The 18,277-nt window shown below is 40.3% G+C and carries 17 protein-coding genes and 1 pseudogene; 3 read left to right on the top strand and 15 right to left on the bottom strand.

Annotated features, from left to right (window positions below):
• Positions 1–760: 760 nt before the first annotated feature.
• Positions 761–3,037: a beta-L-arabinofuranosidase domain-containing protein gene (locus ABD814_RS10495; protein WP_425549080.1), complete on the bottom strand. Its 2,277-nt coding sequence runs from the start codon at positions 3,035–3,037 to the stop codon at positions 761–763.
• A gap of 116 nt (positions 3,038–3,153) precedes the next feature.
• Between ABD814_RS10495 and ABD814_RS10490 the strand changes: the two genes are divergently transcribed.
• Positions 3,154–3,999, top strand: coding sequence for an AraC family transcriptional regulator (locus ABD814_RS10490; protein WP_344912927.1), 846 nt, complete (start codon positions 3,154–3,156; stop codon positions 3,997–3,999).
• A gap of 1,069 nt (positions 4,000–5,068) precedes the next feature.
• Here the strand turns inward: ABD814_RS10490 and ABD814_RS10485 are convergent.
• From ABD814_RS10485 to ABD814_RS10450, 8 genes are all read right to left on the bottom strand, one after another.
• Positions 5,069–5,170 (bottom strand): YjcZ family sporulation protein, encoded by a 102-nt coding sequence (locus ABD814_RS10485; RefSeq protein ID WP_344912925.1) that lies wholly within the window; start codon positions 5,168–5,170, stop codon positions 5,069–5,071.
• Between the two features lie 90 nt (positions 5,171–5,260).
• Positions 5,261–6,019, bottom strand: coding sequence for a (S)-benzoin forming benzil reductase (locus ABD814_RS10480; RefSeq protein WP_344912923.1), 759 nt, complete (start codon positions 6,017–6,019; stop codon positions 5,261–5,263).
• Between the two features lie 87 nt (positions 6,020–6,106).
• Positions 6,107–7,081: a metal ABC transporter solute-binding protein, Zn/Mn family gene (locus tag ABD814_RS10475; protein WP_344912921.1), complete on the bottom strand. Its 975-nt coding sequence runs from the start codon at positions 7,079–7,081 to the stop codon at positions 6,107–6,109.
• 479 nt (positions 7,082–7,560) lie between these two features.
• The gene (locus tag ABD814_RS10470; RefSeq protein WP_344912919.1) at positions 7,561–7,824 is read right to left on the bottom strand and encodes a metal-sensitive transcriptional regulator; all 264 of its coding nucleotides are present in this window, start codon (positions 7,822–7,824) and stop codon (positions 7,561–7,563) included.
• Positions 7,825–7,855: 31 nt separating this feature from the next.
• Complete coding sequence (locus tag ABD814_RS10465) at positions 7,856–8,221, bottom strand: hypothetical protein (RefSeq protein ID WP_344912917.1); 366 nt, start codon at positions 8,219–8,221, stop codon at positions 7,856–7,858.
• 119 nt (positions 8,222–8,340) lie between these two features.
• On the bottom strand, positions 8,341–9,702 hold the full coding sequence (locus tag ABD814_RS10460; protein ID WP_344912915.1) for a dipeptidase: 1,362 nt from the start codon (positions 9,700–9,702) through the stop codon (positions 8,341–8,343).
• 37 nt (positions 9,703–9,739) lie between these two features.
• Positions 9,740–10,204: an S-ribosylhomocysteine lyase gene (locus ABD814_RS10455; protein WP_344912913.1), complete on the bottom strand. Its 465-nt coding sequence runs from the start codon at positions 10,202–10,204 to the stop codon at positions 9,740–9,742.
• A gap of 523 nt (positions 10,205–10,727) precedes the next feature.
• The gene (locus ABD814_RS10450; RefSeq protein WP_344912911.1) at positions 10,728–11,438 is read right to left on the bottom strand and encodes a YhcN/YlaJ family sporulation lipoprotein; all 711 of its coding nucleotides are present in this window, start codon (positions 11,436–11,438) and stop codon (positions 10,728–10,730) included.
• A 163-nt stretch (positions 11,439–11,601) separates the two neighbouring features.
• Between ABD814_RS10450 and ABD814_RS10445 the strand changes: the two genes are divergently transcribed.
• A complete protein-coding gene (locus tag ABD814_RS10445) occupies positions 11,602–11,814 on the top strand; it encodes a YhdB family protein (RefSeq protein WP_344912909.1) in 213 nt (70 codons plus the stop codon).
• A gap of 20 nt (positions 11,815–11,834) precedes the next feature.
• Here ABD814_RS10445 and ABD814_RS10440 read toward each other — a convergent pair whose 3' ends face one another.
• Entirely contained in the window at positions 11,835–12,644 is an 810-nt protein-coding gene (locus ABD814_RS10440; RefSeq protein ID WP_344912907.1) for a S1C family serine protease, read from the bottom strand.
• Between the two features lie 148 nt (positions 12,645–12,792).
• Here ABD814_RS10440 and ABD814_RS10435 point away from each other — a divergent pair.
• Positions 12,793–13,340, top strand: a pseudogene (locus tag ABD814_RS10435) (beta-class carbonic anhydrase).
• Positions 13,341–13,380: 40 nt separating this feature from the next.
• Here the strand turns inward: ABD814_RS10435 and ABD814_RS10430 are convergent.
• The 5 genes from ABD814_RS10430 to queG all read right to left on the bottom strand — a co-directional run bounded on the left by ABD814_RS10430 (position 13,381) and on the right by queG (position 17,972).
• On the bottom strand, positions 13,381–14,451 hold the full coding sequence (locus tag ABD814_RS10430; RefSeq protein WP_344912905.1) for an undecaprenyldiphospho-muramoylpentapeptide beta-N-acetylglucosaminyltransferase: 1,071 nt from the start codon (positions 14,449–14,451) through the stop codon (positions 13,381–13,383).
• A gap of 77 nt (positions 14,452–14,528) precedes the next feature.
• A complete protein-coding gene (locus ABD814_RS10425; protein WP_344912903.1) occupies positions 14,529–15,032 on the bottom strand; it encodes a hypothetical protein in 504 nt (167 codons plus the stop codon).
• A 382-nt stretch (positions 15,033–15,414) separates the two neighbouring features.
• Positions 15,415–15,894 (bottom strand): tRNA (cytidine(34)-2'-O)-methyltransferase, encoded by a 480-nt coding sequence (locus tag ABD814_RS10420; protein ID WP_344912901.1) that lies wholly within the window; start codon positions 15,892–15,894, stop codon positions 15,415–15,417.
• 34 nt (positions 15,895–15,928) lie between these two features.
• On the bottom strand, positions 15,929–16,786 hold the full coding sequence (locus ABD814_RS10415; protein WP_425549081.1) for an amidase domain-containing protein: 858 nt from the start codon (positions 16,784–16,786) through the stop codon (positions 15,929–15,931).
• 46 nt (positions 16,787–16,832) lie between these two features.
• Positions 16,833–17,972 carry a tRNA epoxyqueuosine(34) reductase QueG gene (gene queG, locus ABD814_RS10410; RefSeq protein ID WP_344912897.1) on the bottom strand — a complete coding sequence of 380 codons (1,140 nt, stop codon included), beginning with the start codon at positions 17,970–17,972 and terminating at the stop codon, positions 16,833–16,835.
• Between the last annotated feature and the right edge of the window lie 305 nt (positions 17,973–18,277).

Raw genomic sequence — 18,277 nt, 5'->3', positions numbered from 1 at the left:
TTAGTAGCGTTGCATAAAAAATTAAACTAAAATCAAGTGATTTGATCAGCTCTAAGTGAGAGGATCACACTCGCAGCTGAGAGATGTTTCGCTTTCCTCGAAAATAAAGATCAATTTTCTTCGTGCGATGCGTTTTCGAAGAAGCTTTCCTTATCCTACGGGCAGGTGTTTATGGTGGGACGAGTAATCGCAAATTACTTCGGTGGGACGAGTAACCGCAGTCCCAGTCCCAAGGCTTGAGCTAACTTAGCCAAGCAAAGACCGCTTGTCAAAGTGGATCTCAAGCTCTTGCTTTTCCTGTGGGAGTCTACACATCTCTCATCTGCTAAATTGTATCTTTCCTGCGTTAAATTGCAAAAGCTCTTTTTTATTCTGTAGGAAAGCAGACATGAGCGTAGGGAAAATATGAAGACACCAGCGGGAAAAGCGTGAGCCGAAGATCCACTTGGGGGAATGTTAGACTAAGATCGCCACGTCGTGTGGCAACGTCTAACTGACCCACGTCCTGTGCGCCCGAGGCACGCCCGCGGTAAGCGAAATATTTTCCCGTAGCGGTTGTATTGATCGATCAATATCCGTTATCTCAAACCACAATGATAAAACTTGACTTAGGAAAGAAAAGTTTATGCAACACTATTGATACTGATTAAGTAATTATGAAATTCACTCAATTAACAAATCATAAACGGCTTTATTTATGATTAAAAAATACACTTCAATTATTAGAATGTGTCCAATAATTGAAGTGCGTTTAGTTTGATTATTTAATGATTGTTCTGACGCCGTATAGACCTCCAGCAATCTTATCTTTACCAGCTTGGAATTTTACCTCAACCTTATCTTTGTCTTTCGTTTGCTCGATCGGAATTGAATATGTCCGATCAATTAGCGCACCCGCTTGAGGTGATTCAATTCTTTCCGATCCAACAACAACGCCATCAACTAAAATATCAAATTCACGATCAAAGCGAATACCATCAATATGCAGATGGTGGTCACCGCCATGATACGTCACGATTAAGCTATTTTCTTTTGCCGGATCAACCGCCATTTGATAGCTTACAAAGCCGCCATCACGCGCATCACGCCAATGACGATCAACTAAGTTGAAGTAACCCATCAATGAATTGTTTGACTGGATACCATGATCCGTTTCAGGTTGTTGCTCACCTGGTTGAACAAAATCAACGGTAATCTTACGTAACGCATCGGCTTGTTCCTTTTCATGATCAACGAAATTTTCATAAGCTTCTTGCGTTAAAACATCCCAATACACTGTGTAGCGTTCATGATGTAAATCATAAAACGGAATTAACGTCAGCTTTTGATTGCCTGGTTGACCAATTGCTTCTGTTTCAAACGTTAATGTCTCAGCATCAACTAATTGAAGTGTCGTTTCAGGTGCTTTTTCTGTCACCAATGTTGGTACATCGATTAATGGATGGTTATTGTACACTTGATGGTCTCCAACAATGTCTTCTGCAGGGTAGTTTTCCCGCCCCAATTTTCCAGCCAGCAAAATTGGTCCATAGAAAAAGGCTTTCTTTTCAGGTTGATCTTTTGCAGTGTAAGTACGCAAGCCCATCGGGAGTTGGAATGTCACCGTGTCATCCGTAAACCATTCACGCTCAATCTCATAATAACCATCGACTAATTCAAATTCAACAGCTTCTCCATTAATCTCAACCACCATATCCCCTGCCAACCAGTCAGGTTTACGGATTGAGACCGTTAATTTTTCACCATTACCTTCTTTAACGAAAAATTTACCTGATTGCTCATATGGGAACTGTGTTGCTTGAACAAATTGAAGCTCTTTATCTTCAAGGGTAATCGTTGACGGGATAAAGAGATTAACAAATAGTTGATCCGCTTTTCTCGTATAAATATTTTTCGTATAACGTGCAGGGTTTTCCATCCCACTTCCGGTACAGCACCAGAAGGAATTGTCTGGTGAGCAGTAAACTTTAAAGTGGCCTGGTTCTGTTGGAATAAAGTACGATTTCATTCCTGACTCTGGATCTTGTGAACCTAGAATATGATTGTAAAGTGCATTCTCATAATAATCCATATAGCGACTATCTGGTTGCCAATCAAATAAATGCTCCGTTAATTTTAACATATTGTATGTGTTACACGTCTCAGTTGAAATAATCCCAAGTGGTTCTGCCCCAGATGGACCAAAATGTTCCGCATTACTATTGCCACCAAATGCGTATGATCGATGGTTAACGACTTCCTCCCAGAAGAAGCGCGCAAGTTTTTGATAATCTTGATTTCCAGTAATATCGTAAAGCTTCGCCGCACCGATTACTTTCGGTATTTGCGTGTTCGCATGTTTTCCAGCTAAATCATCAATCCCTTCAACGAGAGGATCCAACACTGCTTTATGATTAAAACGTTCAGCAAGTTTCAAGAAACGTTTATCACCTGTAATTTGATAAACATCTGCCATCGTTTCATTCATACCACCAAATTCACAAATTAGCATCCGTTGAAACTGCTCATCAGTCAGCTTGCTTAAGCCCTGATCAGCCCAATTAGACAATTTGACGAGTACTGTCTTGGCTTTATTGCATGAAGCTAGTCGATACGCATCAACAAGTCCAGCATAAATTTTATGAATACTATACCACGGTACCCATGATCCACCTAGACCAAAGTTATCTACGCGAAACTCTCCTGTGAAAACTTCATCGAAACAGTCACGTGGAAAACCACTTAAATAACCATCAGGATCAAAGGATTGGACTAAAGCAAGTTCATCAATCGCATACTCTAACTTTTCTTTTAATAATAAATCACCCGTTACGTTATACATCAATGCTGCTGCCGACAACCAGTGTCCGATCGAATGCCCAGCAATCTCCATCGATTCCCACCCACCATAACGAGGTGCACGTGCTTTTTCTCCAACCGCTTCATAGCACGGTGCAATTAAACGATCGATATCAAGATAAAGTAAGTACTCTTTCCCCTTCTGCTTCGACTCTTTAAACATACCTTGATTTAAGTTTACCTTTATCACTTTTGTCATCCTTTCCACTTAGATATAAGTCTATTATGTCAGTGACCTAGTCATTAAAGAATACCGTCATTTTTAGTAAACCTATCTTTTTTTGTGTTATACTATAAATAAAAAAGGTGACAACAATGACACAAATTAAATTGTTAAGTTATCATTTACCCCTTGTTAATGAAGCAGATTACCTTGAGGACATTGACGGAAAATTAGCACATCCAAATCGATTATTAACAGATTTACATGTCTTTATCTTTGTCCAATCAGGCGAAATCGAAGTGATTGAAGATCAAACAACTTACACGCTCAAATCAGGGGACTATCTTTTTTTACACAAAGGGATTAATCATTGGGGAACGAAGCCATACAAACCGAACACAAGCTGGTATTATATCCACTTTTTCACAACCAAAACAGATACAACGAATGAATATCAATGGACAAGTTCACCCTCGATTATTGCTCAAGACAGCTATGAAAAAGTATTAACATTGCCAAAAACGGGAGCTGTCGAGCAGGTTGATTATTTTAGCACAAAACTTAAACAACTGATTGACCATCAGCGTAATGGACCGTTAATTCAATCGCTCAACTGTTATCAACTTTTTTTAGAACTTTATCAGCAAGATAAACAAACGGCACGGAAACCGCATGCAGATAAAATTGTCAAGCAAGTCCAACAACTTTGCCAAGCACATGAGCATAAACTGTCTAGTCAAGTCATTGCACAACACTTACATTTGAATTATCCATATATTTCAACAATTTTTAAAAAGGAAACCGGCAAAACCATCAATCATTATCAAAATGAATTAATGATTGAGCGCGCAATCACACTTTTTAACCAAACCGATCTCAATATAACTGAGGTCAGCGAACGATTAGATTTTCCGAATCCATTTTATTTTAGTCGAGTCTTTAAACAAATCACCGGCATCAGCCCATCCCTCTATCTAAAACAACGTTACCGACAATGATTTGTTAAAAATTCACCAACAAAAAAATCGCGATAGATATAACAAATAGAGCTAAGCGTGCCCTGTCTTGCTGGAAAATCGTCAGAGGGGTAACGATTAGCGCTTAATCATGCCCTGTCTCGCCGGAATAAGCGTCAGGGAGGTGACGAATAACACTTAATCGTACCCTGTCTCGCTCAGAAAATCGTTAGAGCGGTAACGAATAACACTTAATCGTACCCTGTCTCGCTCAGAAAATCGTTAGAGCGGTAACGATTAGCGCTTAATCGTGCCTGTCTCGCTGGAATAAGCGTCAGAGAGGTAACGAATAAGCACTAATCATCAGAGATCCCCTCAAAATCGTAACGATATCTAACGAATAGGAGCTTTTCGTCAGAAATAAACACCTGAATCAACCCGATTTCTAACGAATAGGGACTTATCGTCAGAAATCAACACCTGAATCGAGCCGATCTCTAACGAATAGGGGCTAATCGTCAGAAATCAACCTCTGAATCAATCTGATCTCTAACGAATAGGGGCTAATCGTCAGAAATCAACCTCTGAATCAATCTGATCTCTAACGAATAGGAGCTTATCGTCAGAAATCAACACCTAAATCGATCCGATCTCTAACGAATAGGGGCTAATCTTCAGCCTGAATTATTCATAGTTTATCGCAAAGTAAGTGATACCGCTTAAATAAATGCCTTTCGTTTATATGTACGCACTCACTTAAAAAGTGAACGAAATAATGAATAGTCATCTGAAGACACGAAGACTCCAGCGGGAATAGGATGAGCCGAAGATCCACTTTTGTAGCGATTTTTGCTACAAAAGTTAGCTGAGGCCATCCCCGCGGAACGCGAAGTGTCTTCAGATGACGACCTCTTGTATGAATAATTAGGGCGTCAGGTATCTCACTTAAATAACCCTTATTTTACAATGAAAAGCGACAAATTGTTAGACATTACTCATAAAGATCCCTAAACATCTGACCCGCACAAAGTTATCCAAAACTAACGAATTCTATAATTTCCTAAACAACAAAAAAAGAGGATCTCAGTTAGACTGAAATCCTCTCTCGTAATTAATAAGCACCGTAGCCCCAAGAAGCTCCGATAATGATTAATAAGATGAATAAAACAACAATTAACGCAAAACCTGACCCATAGTTATAACCTGCACCCATCTTGAACCCTCCTTTTGCTATCAATTCATTATAGAATATGATCGGAAGTTAGAAATGGGAGAGTTTTATGAAAAAATGGGTCAATGCCTGTTAAAGATAGTCTTTAATACTGTAATACTTTCCGTTAATGATCGCCGTATCATCTAAAAGAATCTTAACGAGTACATTTGCGACATCTGTCGTATTACTTAATTTATTATCTGCTTTATATTGCTTAAACTGCTCAACATCTTGAAAAGCTTCTGGACTTGTTGAGCGAATGTCACCTTGCATATTTGTATCCATAATGCTCGGATCAAATAAAATCACTTGATGACCTGTTTTTAATTCCGCTTGCTCTAGGGCAACCGTTTCTGTATAGCGATTAAGCCCGGCCTTTGATGAGCCGTATAAACTCCATCCATATGTTGAACGTCCAGCCGCTCCTGAGGAAACATTGGTAATAACCGTTTTGATTCCACAATGTTTCGCCCGCTTTAATACGAGTGAGGTTGTTAAAATTGGAGCAATTAAATTCAGTTGCATATGAGCTTGTACCGCTTCACTCGTCAGCCTCGTTGCGATATCAATCGGTTTCACGGTTGCTGCATTATTAATCAAGTAAACTAGTTCAGTATCTTTTTTAAAAACTTGGTCGTTAATTTTTTCAAAAGTCCGATCTAATTGATTTGTATCTGACAAATTACAGTTAAAATGCTGATAAGTGGCACCTGTTTCTTTGGCAACCTGCAGTAAGGAATCATTCGTCTCTCTAGCAATCCCAACAACATGGACACCAGCTTTCAATAACTGTTTAGCAGTTGAAGCGCCGAGTCCTTTTGATGAACCAGTGATAATCGCATATTTCATCTCCACCAAACCTCCAGTTTATAATCATTCACGCTATTAATTATATCGGATTTATCCCTGAAGTTCCAATCGTTAGGGAATAATTATTTAATTCAGTGCCTGAGTTAAAACAGCGATATTTCGTTCCATCAATGAAAAGTAATCATCCCCATTTTCAATATCTTCTGTTGTTAAAACCGCTAAATTGTGAATCAACAATTGTTCTAAACCAGACTCAGCTTGAATCACTTCCGCTACTCTCGGTTGGATATTTTGCTCAAATAAAATATAGTTAAGTTCTAACGCTTCAATCTCGTCCAACAATTGTGTCAGCTGACGTTGTGACGGCTCTTCGGTCGCAGAAATACCTGTAACTGCAATTTGCTCGATGTTATAATCGCGCTCCCAGTAACCAAATGCTGCGTGCGTCACGAGTATTTTATTGTGACGTGCTTGTTCGATCATTTCGGTAAATGCCGCATCTAGGTCTAATAACCGATTCGATAACTGATCGAAATGATTGTTAAAGTAATCCTGTTGTTCTGGCATCTGTTCGATCAATCTCATTAAGATGTTTTCAGCTAGTTCGTTCATCAGTTTGGGACTGATCCAAACGTGCGGATCTAAATCACCGTGATCATGTCCATGCTCATCGTCCTCATGATCGTGGTCATGATCATAATTTATTTTATCTAACCCAGCTGATGCTTCTAAAAATTCCACTTGTTCGTTTATTAACGCATCTTTAATCGTATGTGCGTAACTCTCTGAAACTTCGTCATTAAAAATAAATAAATCTGCTTCAGCAATCTCAACCATCAGCTTAGAAGTAGGTTCAAACGAGTGTGCATCAGAACCTGCTGGTAAAATCGATTCAACTTGAACAAAGTCACCACCGATTGTCTCTGCAATAAAAGCCAATGGATAAATTGTCGTATATATCGTCAACTGCTCTGCCTCACCAGTATCAGGTAAAGTTTCAGTTACTTGATCTTGATCCTGACCTTGATCTTGAGTAGCCTGACAACCTACCATTGCCAACAGCGCAAGACTGATCACAATAATCCGTACGTATCTATTCATTTATCGAACCTCTCTCTTCATCAATATCTTTTTGAATTATATCGTAATGATTCCGTTTTGTAAATAGGAATCGTTACGTTTTACAGAAACTTAACTGAATAACATTAGTTTATGTAACGACAGTTGAAGAAATGTGGATAAAAAATAACCTGGACAGCTTAATACCAATCTGTTCAGGTTATATATAAAAGAAACGATACAATTATATACGAAAAAAATTTCATTAGTACCTGTTAACCTAATGGATTCACACGATAACACCGCCTAAAGAAAGTCTATCAAGTGATTGGAACGTCGGGTGGCGACTCCAGCGGGAAAAGCACGAGTCCGAAAATCCTTATTGCGACACGACAGTGGAGCAATAAAAGTTGAGGCCGGGCCCGCGGAAAGCGTCCACCCAGAGTGGAAATCACGGGGATTGTAGAAACTTGATAGTTCCTATTCTAAACTCATTAAGTTTATTTCTTGCTAATCGCTTCTTAACGGCTCTTCACTAATAAGTCTACTGCCGTTTCAATTACTTGCTTTTGGTCCTCTTTTTCAAACTGTTCAGACTCTAAAACACAATTGACTAAATTCGAACTGACAACTAGACCCATCGTCCGATCAATCGCCGTTCGAGCAGCAGACATTTGAGTGATCACATCCTTACACTCTTTACCCTCTTCCATCATCCGAAGAATTCCCCTTAGTTGTCCTTCGATCCGCTTAATTCGGTTTTTCATTTGAGGACTATATTCCATGACGATTCTCCTTCTTTTTAAATAAATATAGTTACGCAAATTTTGTCATTCGATTTTTACAGCAACATTTTTTATCTAAAATTGTATAACCTACAACTTGATAGCCATAACGCTTTAACAACCGAATTCCGATGTTTTTTTCAACAATTGAGCCGGCAATTACATAAAGTGACCCATTCGGCAATTCATGATGAAATCGCTTGATATAGGCTACTGGTAATGCAATTGATTGATCGATCTCTTCTTTAGCTGAATCATTGTAATCACGCAGATCCACCTTGATCTGATCTTGATCGAGTTGATGGTAATCGACGCACTTGACAGATCTCACTGGCACATAACGAAAATAAATTGTATAAACAATCGGTACGAATAAAACAAGGGAGACAACCCACATTTTATAAACCTCCCAATCAAATCTAATAGCTCTATTTTATACCCTAGATCGTATATGGTCAATCAAAATGCAACGAAAAAAAGAGTACCATCCGTTAGTAACGAATAGTACTCAAAAGCTTAAAATGAAGCTAAATAATCAACGATCGTCACAAGACCACGATCATAATTCTCTAACAGAAAACTTTCATTTGGTGAATGGAGTCGATCATCAGGTGTGCCAAATCCAAGTAATACAATTGGCATCTTAAAAATATCATCGATCCACTCAACAACTGGAATTGATCCACCCATTCGGACAAAAACGGCTGGCTGATTGAATGCTTCACCATAACTTTTGGCAGCCTGCTGAATCAACGGATGATTAGGATCCACCTTATACGCTTTCGCCGAAAGGGGCTCACGTTCGATCGATACTGTCACACCTGGCGGGAGAGTTTTTTCAATATGATTCACTAATGCATCTTGGATTTTCTCGGGGTCTTGTCCAGGAACAAGTCGACAGGTTAACTTGGCAGTCGCTGAGCTCGGGATAATCGTCTTCGTGCCCTCACCTTGATAGCCACCAAACATGCCGTTAATCTCAAGGGTTGGGCGTGCCATCGTATGCTCGACAGCTGTATAGCCTTGTTCAGAGACCGTTTCAGGAATGCCGGTTGTCTTGGTAAAATTCTCACTCGGTGCATCTGCCATTAATTGGCGCTCTTCCACTGTGATCGGTTCGACATCATCATAAAAGTGCTCAACCTGAACAACTTCATTTTCATCCTTCATCGACGCAAGCACATGTGCCATCGCCATTAATGGGTTCCGAACTGCACCACCATAAATCCCTGAATGAAGATCATTTTCAGGTCCATGAATGGTAAACTCTAAGCCAGTAAAACCTTTCAATCCGTAAAGAATCGTCGGCTGGCCTTCCGTGACCATGCCAGAATCAGAAATCATCGCAAAGTCAGCGCTGAACTGATCCTTTTTTTCTTTCAGGAGTGTGTACAAGTTTTCGCTTCCAATTTCTTCTTCACCTTCAATACACACCTTGACGTTGATCGGAAGCTTACCCGTCGTTTTCATAAACGCCTCAAAAACCGCTAAATACATAAATACTTGACCCTTATCATCACTCGCACCACGAGCATAAAGGCGACCATTGCGAACAGTCGGCTCAAATGGATCCGTCTCCCACAGCTCAAGCGGATCAGCAGGCTGGACATCGTAATGCCCATAAACAAGCACAGTCGGCGCATCCTCACCCGCCTCCAACCACTCGCCATAAACGAGCGGATGCCCCTTCGTTTCCTCTATTTCAACCTGGTTAAAGCCAATTTTAGTTAAATAGTCAGCCACAAACTGAGCCGCATCACGCACATCCTTCTTAAACTTAGAATCCGTACTCACACTCGGAATTCGCAGGAAATCGTTCAAAGCATCGAGTTGTTCTTCACGATGCTCAGTTAAATAGTTTAAAACTGTTTCTTTCAAACCCGTCACTTCCCTTAGTAAAAAATTTTCTTACGATTTATTCAGAAAAGACATTTGGCCAGCTATCTTTTTTAGCAAGCATATCTCTTGCGATAGCTTGCGCACCCTCTAGGCTGTGACTCGCCGCCCAACCACACTGAACCTCATTACAAGCCGGAACTTCAGTTGCATCGATCACATCATTTAGCGTTTTTTCAAGCGCATCAATAATCGCATCAAATGACTCATTATTAAGAACGCTCAAGTAATAACCCGTTTGGCATCCCATCGGACCAATATCGAGGACATTACTTAAATGATTCCGAATTTTCTCCGCCATCAAATGCTCAAGCGAATGGAGCGCCGGCATTTCCATATGCTCTTTATTCGGCTGGCAAAAACGCAAATCATATTTATAGACTTGATCACCATGCTTACCCTCTGTTACGCCAACCAAACGTACGTAAGGGGCAACGACTTTAGTATGATCTAAATTAAAGCTTTCAACATTCATTTTTTCCATTTTTCAACACTCCTATCAATGGTTCTCTTCTTATACGATATCATAACATGGAATTGAAGCCAATTTTGTTGAGCTTGTTTTAGGGGCTGGTGGGTTTTTACTAAGTGAGGTGAATCGTTAGAGATCAACCGGATTTGGCCGGTGGTCTCCGAGGATTAGAGCTTATTCATTAGAGATCTACCGCATTGGGAGAGTGATCTCCGACGATTAGACGCTATTCGTTAGATAACTACCGGATTAAGTGAGTGATCTCCGACGATTAGACGCTATTCATTAGAGATCTACCGGATTAAGTGAGTGATCTCTGACGATTAGACGCTATTCATTAGATATCTACCGGATTAAGTAAGTGATCTCTGACGATTAGCGCTTATTCGTTTCCTCTACGACGGCTTCCCGACCAGACAGGGCACGATTAGATCCTATTTGTTAAACCTGTAACGATTTCTCCACCCAGAGTAAATAGTGTCGAGCAATAAAGACAAAAAAAGTGAGCAACATGACATTGCTCACTGAAAAACATTTATCGATTACGCGTTGGGAAAACCCGTTCGATCATTTCGGTAAATTGATCAAAAAATCCTTCGATCGGTTCACCGCGATCAAGATCGCGCATATAATTTGATGTTAGATCAATAAAGTCAGGGTTTGACGATACATAAACATGATCAATTTTGTTATCAGCATCTTTAACCGCTTCGGTCACTTTTTTCTCTAACTTATCCGACAGGTCATTATTTTCATTCAACTCACGATCATTGTCGATGTGACAAGCGACATAAGCATTGTTGCCCATTGTTAAAACATAAGCACGATCAATCTCAGACACTTCATCTGTCACTTGCTCAGCAATTCGTTCGGCAACTCGATACTCGCCAGTTTGATTTGTTCGGTTTTGCATATCACGTTTCAAATCATTTGACTGCCCGTTTAAATCATTATTGTTGTTATCTTGATCAATCCTGCCATCTTCAAACATATTTCGATCACGTCCACCATCTCGATTTTGTACGATCCGATTACGTGCATTGTTCAAACCTTGGTCGGTTGAGTTTCTCCCACCTTCAGGAATTTGATTCAACTCATCCCCATACATTTCCCGTTGACCCGGCTGATATCTAACATTTTCAACCCGATCTAATTCTCTGTTATCGAATGACTCGGTATTGTTAGCACCACAGCCAAATAGCGCTGTCAAAGCTACCCCTGCTATGATGATCTGCTTAATTCGCATATTTTACCCTCCTTTTATAATGAGTCAGTTTTAATATGCCAATCAAGCCTGTATTCATACATTGAAAACTCAGACAAACAACACAAACATAACCAGTTTTATTTTAGTTTTTTCGGTCAAACTAAAACCGTTCCAAGTAGTTGCTGTAAAAGGGGCGAAAACAATGGTGAGCATTGACTATGATAAAGCTTTATACTATACGATTTGGCAGCAGTGGGATGATTTAATCGTCATCATGATCCGGACAACTGACGACCTGTTAGCAAAGAAAATCAAAAATTTTTTAAGTGCTTTTCAAACTGAAAAAAATACCGAAAAAATTATTGAGCAACATGAAAACCTGCTGCACTATTTGGATCATGCCATGGCGATTTGACAAGGGAGGTTTTCCTCCCTTTAATCACTTAATAATCGATCTAAATTTTCAATCGGAATTGCCAAACCAATTTTTCCATACTCTTGATCCGTTGTTGTCGCATAAATCACACCAATCACATCACCATAATCATTGATCACTGGGCTCCCACTATTGCCTCGGTATACTGGCGCATCAAGCATCATCACTTTTGTCTCAAGTCCATCTCTACTGGTCATTCCGATCCAGTCACCTTGATTCGCAATCCCATTAAATCGTAGCGGATTACCGATAAACAGAACCGACCGATCACGCTCAAGATCGACGTGATCAGCTAATGATAAATACGGTAAGTCAGTACCAGCAACCTGGACAAGCGCTAAATCAACTGCCCCATCCTCTGCGACTACATTTCCTATAAAAAGCCCCTCGCCAGGATAGTTAACGATTACGGTCTCTTCTCCTTCAATGACATGGTGATTAGTCACGATTAACCCATCCGCAGTAATGCCAAATCCCGTCCCTTTTCCATCACCAGTATCAATCACAACAACTGCTTCTTTATAAGTTTGTACCGCTTCGTCGGCAGATAACCTTGCTGATGTCTTTAAAAAATCAATCGCTGGAATCGAAAATGTCCGTGGCAAAATCGCAACTACATTTAGTAATAAAGCAAAGATCAACACACGCAACACCCACTTTCGAGAATGGGATTGCTCATGGTTAACTGACTGCTTAGTTTCAGCTCGCAACTTCGCTTTTTCCTGTTCAAGCAATTCCAGCATTTCCTCAGGCTCAATTTCTTCATGAAAATCAGTATCGACAACGATTTGCTCTTGATCCTGCTCCATCACCAAACCACCTCAATTCAGCACATTCTTTCATAAGTATAACAAAGTTCGACATTTCCCGGGAAATATCAACACAAAAAAGATGTTTGATTTTTCTGTCTCTTTTCTTTATGATAAGAAAAACAAACAAAAAAAGGGGATAATCAACTTGCTATTAAATGATATTTTAGAACATAACGATCAATTTGTTAATAATAAAACGTTTCAACTATATGCTACCGATAGTGTACCGAATAAACACGCTGTTATTTTAACCTGCATGGACACACGATTAACAGAACTATTACCAAAAGCGATGAATTTTAAAAATGGTGACGTCAAAATATTGAAAACAGCTGGCGCGATTATTAACCACCCATACGGCAGTACGATGCGCAGTATTTTAGTCGCGATCCATGCGCTCCAAGCCGATGAAGTTTACGTCGTTGGCACCACAACTGCGGAATGAGTAATCTCGACTCACACCAATTAGTTGAGCAGATGAAACAAAACGGAATCAAACAAGAAAACTTCGATCAACTTGAAATCAATCCACACGACTGGTTCCAAGGCTTTGATCAAATTGAAGACTCAGTAAAAAATTCGGTCGCCTTAATTAACAATCACCCACTCCTACCAACCGACGTGCCCGTTCACGGTCTGGTAATTGATCCCGCAACCGGAAAGCTCGACCTTGTCATCAACGGTTACGATTGAACTTTAAAAAGGTGCTAACACCAAAGCGTTAGCACCTTCACTATTTAGCCAGCCGATTAATCTCTTCAATCACACGTTCTGTCGCATCTTGACGTTGATACGCCATCATCGCTGACTTGATCTGATTTTCCGCGATTATTAGACCAGTTATTTTTTCTAAAAAACGCTCCTCAGTTAAATCCTCTTCAAACAATACATGCGCATAGCCTTGTTTTTCGAAAACTTCCGCATTTAAAATTTGATCCCCGCGACTCGCCTGGCGTGAGAGTGGAATTAATAACATTGGCTTTTTCAGCGCTAAAAATTCAAAAATCGCATTCGCACCTGCCCGAGAAATGACGAGATCCGTTGCCGCGAGTAAATCAGGCAATTCCTCGTTGACATACTCAAACTGCTGATAGCCAAATTTATGAATTGTCGGATCAAGATTGCCCTTGCCGCAAATATGAATGATCTGATGCGTTTTTGTTAACTCATCAAGCTGATGACGAACCGCTTCATTGATTCGTTGTGCCCCTGCACTTCCCCCCATCACCATAATGACAGGCTTCGATTCGGTCAACCCAGCAAATCTTAAGCCCCGCTTCCGATTGCCTGCAAATAACTCAGGTCGAATCACTGCGCCAATCCAGCTCGTCTTCTCTTTCGGTAAGTGCTCCAATGTCTCAGGAAATGTCGCAAGCACCTTTTTTGCAAAAGGAACGGCAATTTTATTCGCTAAACCTGGGGTTAAATCAGATTCATGAATCACCGCTGGAATCCGCTTTAGTCTAGCGCCTATTAATACGGGCACCGAAACAAAACCACCTTTAGAAAAAATCACTTGTGGCTTTGTTTTGCTCAGAACTCGCATCGTTTGTCCGATCCCTTTTAAGACTTTAAAAGGGTCTTTAAAATTTTCAACTGAAAAATAACGGCGTAATTTTCCGGTTGAAATCGAGTGATAAGTCACACCTTTGATCGGTTCAATCAACTCACGCTCAATCCCATTTTTCGAGCCGATATAATCAATTGTCCAACCCTCTCGTTGTAAGATTGGGATGATCGCTAAGTTCACCATTACGTGACCTGCTGTACCGCCACCCGTCAAAACAATTTGCTTTTTCTCCATAAGATTGTACCTCTTTCATTAAATCATACTCTAATCTATTCATAGTTTAGCACAAACATTAATCGAGAAATAGTTTTTCATGAGTGTGTTGACTGGACAACTTTAATTAAATCTTCTTTTGAAATCTGTCGAGACGGTTGATCGTCACCGATTACACTCGAGCGGAACTCAAACTTATAACTCAAACCGTTGTTTTGCCACGTTAATATTTTTGCAAAGCCATTATCAGCATAATTGGCTTTAATCGTTGAATCTATATCAATATCCTCTGCATCAGCACTGATCGCAAATGTCCCTTCTGTCACTTGAAATGTAAGCAATTCATTTTCGCGTGAGTAGAAACTAATGTCGATCGCTTCTTCATCAGTACCTGCGATTAAGTAGAGGTCAGAAATAATAAACTCGACCGGGATCGGAACATACTGAGGGTAGTCTGGTGAGAAAGATAATTGGTTAATCGTTGCTTCGACTTCTGCTGTTTCAAATTGATAATATCCTTCTGGTATTTCCGCTTCGCTTTGACAGCCTATTAGAATAAATAAACTGACAGCTAAGAGTCGATACCAGCATTTAGATTTCATAGCATCACTCCTACTTAAATAGTTTACAATTTCCCCTGTTATTAGGAAACTTGGCATTCGCCAAGCCTTTAGGCGAATGCTTTAGTTGAACTTATGTAGTAAGAAAGTTATTATACTTTCTTATCTACCAAAAATAGACGACTAAGATTAAGTTTTGTTACATTTTGAAGCATTATGTATCAAGAATATAAATTTTTTTTGAATTTAAACTTTGATTTAATTAAACAGTGTTTCTAATTTAATAACTTTTCGTGTCATAATTGGTCGTTATTTCCTGACTCTATTGTATTATAATTCACAAATAATTGCAATTTATATTCGAGCCTTTTTTCATTAAATTAAAAAAAGATACCCCATTTTGTCGAAGCATCTTCCTTTTTCTTTAATGCATATTCGGAAAGCCTTGTTGTTTTAGGACGTCATAAGCGATAATTGCCGCCGTGTTTGATAAATTCAATGAACGCACCTTATCATTTTTTGCCATATGAATCCGCAAGCAGCGATCCTCTTTGCCCTCCAATAGAGCTTTCGGAATTCCACTCGTTTCTCGACCAAAAACAAAAAATAACTCCCGACTCGAATCACTAAAATCAAATTCCGAATAGTACTTGGTCCCGAAGTTCTCAATGTAATAATACTCAGCACCACGATTTTTCTCATATAACTCATCAATCGAATCATAATATTGAACATTCACATCATACCAATAATCCAGCCCTGCCCGCTTTAACATTTTATCCTCTGTCGAAAACCCAAGCGGACGAACTAAATGCAATGTCGCATTTGTCGCCAAACACGTCCGGGCAATATTACCCGTATTCGCCGGAATCTCTGGTTGATACAAAACAATATGAATCCCCATCTCAATCACCTCTTACAAATCAATCACCCGATCATTATAGCACATCCGACCCAATCCGAAAAAATTTATACTGACACTCAGGTGTCCAAGCCATTGAGTCCTGATAATCCCAATACCGATGCCGCGAATTATTCGTATGTGCATTAACAAGTGGCATCCGATCAGCATTTTTCGCAACAACAATCGTCGTATGATCGTAACGCCCATCACCTGCAAAATCATAACAAATCACATCACCCAGATTGAGCTTAACCGGGGAATCAACCTCCGTTGCCCGCAATCCTTTCGTCGACCCACTCAAATACCAACGAAACGCATGCGCCACCGACCAACTAAAGCTCCAATCATTATTCTGATACCACCAACCCGTCGAGCGATTCGGAAACCCGCGCATCGGCGCCCCACCCGCCCGCAAACATTGAGAAATATAATTCGTACAATCATTTACCTCGAAAAATTGATACGCCGGATTGGCGTCGTTCCACCAATGTTCCGCATACCTGACGGCAGCGTTCCGATCATAAACAAATCGTTCAAGCTCTTCAACAGGTGTGAGCTCAATAATCGGATTCGAACGCTGCTCGACCTGATCACAAAATTGCTCGGGCAGCTCTTGATCCCGTTGGAGAATTTTTTTATAAAAAAGGGCTTGATGTTGGCGGCATTGCTCCTCACGGTAGAAACGCTGATTTTTTTTGATTAGGAAAGTGACATGTAATTGATAGTCGATCTGTTTCTCTTGATTTGGGAGCTCACGTTTGCTGAAGACCTGGCTTTTACCAGTGATGCGGACGACTTGATAGCCTCGTTCTTTATGTAATTGGCAAATCCGATTGATCCAATTTGGTTTGTCACTCGTTAATTGATCGCGCCAATACTGATTTAAATTCATCATAAATCACCCCTCCATAACAATTTTATGAAGGGGTGCTTGTCTATTATGTTGCGACTTGTTCAAATCGCAAACCTTTTTCCATTTCTTCAATCACTTCTGGATCAGTCTCCGTCTCCATCGCCGTTCGAATCGCTTGATAGCTATCCGATCGACCAATTTTTCCGATTGCCCATGCAGCTGTGCCACGAATGACTGGACGTGGATCGTCATTCATTAATCGAATCAGCTCATCAACCGCTGATTCCTCTTTATAGTTAGCTAACGCAATTATCGCATTGCGCTGAATCGGTTTTTTACCACGCCAAGAGCCTGCCATATTACCAAACTTCTCTTTGAACTCACGATTTGAAATTGAAAGCAGTGGGATTAGCTCTGGCTTAACAAGCTCGGGATCAGGCTCTAACTCAGGGTGCAGGTGACTATCAATCCCACGATTTTTCGGACAAACGACCTGACAGTTATCAAAACCGTACAAATGATTACCGATTTTTTTCCGAAACTGATCTGGCAGAAAACCTTTCGTCTGGGTTTGATAAGCGAGACACATTTGCGCATTTAATCGGCCGGGCGCAACTAACGCACCTGTTGGGCAGAGGTCAATACAAAGTGTGCAATCCCCGCATCCATCTTCAACCTCTTCATCTGCAGGAAACGGCAGATTTGTAATCATCTCGCCAAGATAAACATATGAGCCAAATTCAGGCGTGATAATCAAGGTGTTTTTTGCACTCCAACCAATCCCAGCCCGCTCTGCAACCGCCTTGTCAGCTAGTTCACCTGTATCAACCATAATTTTTGACCGAAAACCCGGCACACGTGATGCAATATATGTCTCAAGCATTTCAAGTTTTTCCCGAACAACATAATGATAATCTGTTCCCCAGGACGCCCGACAAAAAGTCCCGCGCCTCTTTCCGCGTTCGTTCTTAACACGTTCCCGCATCTTGGATGGATAGGCAATCGCAATCGCGATAATTGATTCTGCCTCAGTTAAGTGAAGCTCAGGTTCCGTCCGTTCCTCGATTGTTCCTTTTTCAAAACCCGATTGATAACCTGCATCCTGCTGTGCTTTTAAGCGAGCTTTCATCTCAGAAAACGGATTGGCCGCGGCAAAACCAATTTTATCGATACCAATTGTCTTAGAATACTCAATGATGTCTTGTTTTAACTGTTCATTAGCCAATCGTCAACCTCCTTTATGTAAATATACAGTACTCACCATGGTTAAAAATGGGTTATACGCGATATAATTATTTTACCCGCGAATTTTTTGATCTGCACGCGATATTCAGATTCTGCACGCGATATTTCAAATTTACACGCGAAATTCGCAATCTGCGCGCGAACGCGGATAATAATACATTTACTGGATCAACCGCGGGTGAATTTTTCACAAAAAATTTTTTCTTACATTTACCCTGCATTATTCATAACTTGATTTTTTATAGGTGATTTGCCCATTAAATTGCCAAAAGTGAATGCCAGTTA

It is taken from the genome of Amphibacillus indicireducens, assembly GCF_039539605.1.
GTDB classification, from domain to species: Bacteria; Bacillota; Bacilli; order Bacillales; family Amphibacillaceae; genus Amphibacillus; species Amphibacillus indicireducens.
Note: the sequence above shows the minus strand (reverse complement) of the source record. Positions and strands in the feature narration are given on the sequence as shown.

Excerpts from the sequence above, each read along its gene's own strand:
- ABD814_RS10430 (WP_344912905.1), bottom strand. The coding sequence starts at position 14,451 with ATGGAGAAAAAGCAAATTGTTTTGACGGGTGGCGGTACAGCAGGTCAC.
- ABD814_RS10450 (WP_344912911.1), bottom strand. The coding sequence starts at position 11,438 with ATGCGAATTAAGCAGATCATCATAGCAGGGGTAGCTTTGACAGCGCTA.
- ABD814_RS10425 (WP_344912903.1), bottom strand. The coding sequence starts at position 15,032 with ATGAAATCTAAATGCTGGTATCGACTCTTAGCTGTCAGTTTATTTATT.
- ABD814_RS10470 (WP_344912919.1), bottom strand. The coding sequence starts at position 7,824 with ATGGAATATAGTCCTCAAATGAAAAACCGAATTAAGCGGATCGAAGGA.
- ABD814_RS10420 (WP_344912901.1), bottom strand. The coding sequence starts at position 15,894 with ATGGGGATTCATATTGTTTTGTATCAACCAGAGATTCCGGCGAATACG.
- ABD814_RS10455 (WP_344912913.1), bottom strand. The coding sequence starts at position 10,204 with ATGGAAAAAATGAATGTTGAAAGCTTTAATTTAGATCATACTAAAGTC.
- ABD814_RS10415 (WP_425549081.1), bottom strand. The coding sequence starts at position 16,786 with ATGAATTTAAATCAGTATTGGCGCGATCAATTAACGAGTGACAAACCA.
- ABD814_RS10475 (WP_344912921.1), bottom strand. The coding sequence starts at position 7,081 with ATGAATAGATACGTACGGATTATTGTGATCAGTCTTGCGCTGTTGGCA.
- ABD814_RS10495 (WP_425549080.1), bottom strand. The coding sequence starts at position 3,037 with ATGACAAAAGTGATAAAGGTAAACTTAAATCAAGGTATGTTTAAAGAG.
- ABD814_RS10465 (WP_344912917.1), bottom strand. The coding sequence starts at position 8,221 with ATGTGGGTTGTCTCCCTTGTTTTATTCGTACCGATTGTTTATACAATT.
- ABD814_RS10445 (WP_344912909.1), top strand. The coding sequence starts at position 11,602 with ATGGTGAGCATTGACTATGATAAAGCTTTATACTATACGATTTGGCAG.
- ABD814_RS10440 (WP_344912907.1), bottom strand. The coding sequence starts at position 12,644 with ATGGAGCAGGATCAAGAGCAAATCGTTGTCGATACTGATTTTCATGAA.
- ABD814_RS10480 (WP_344912923.1), bottom strand. The coding sequence starts at position 6,019 with ATGAAATATGCGATTATCACTGGTTCATCAAAAGGACTCGGCGCTTCA.
- ABD814_RS10490 (WP_344912927.1), top strand. The coding sequence starts at position 3,154 with ATGACACAAATTAAATTGTTAAGTTATCATTTACCCCTTGTTAATGAA.
- ABD814_RS10485 (WP_344912925.1), bottom strand. The coding sequence starts at position 5,170 with ATGGGTGCAGGTTATAACTATGGGTCAGGTTTTGCGTTAATTGTTGTT.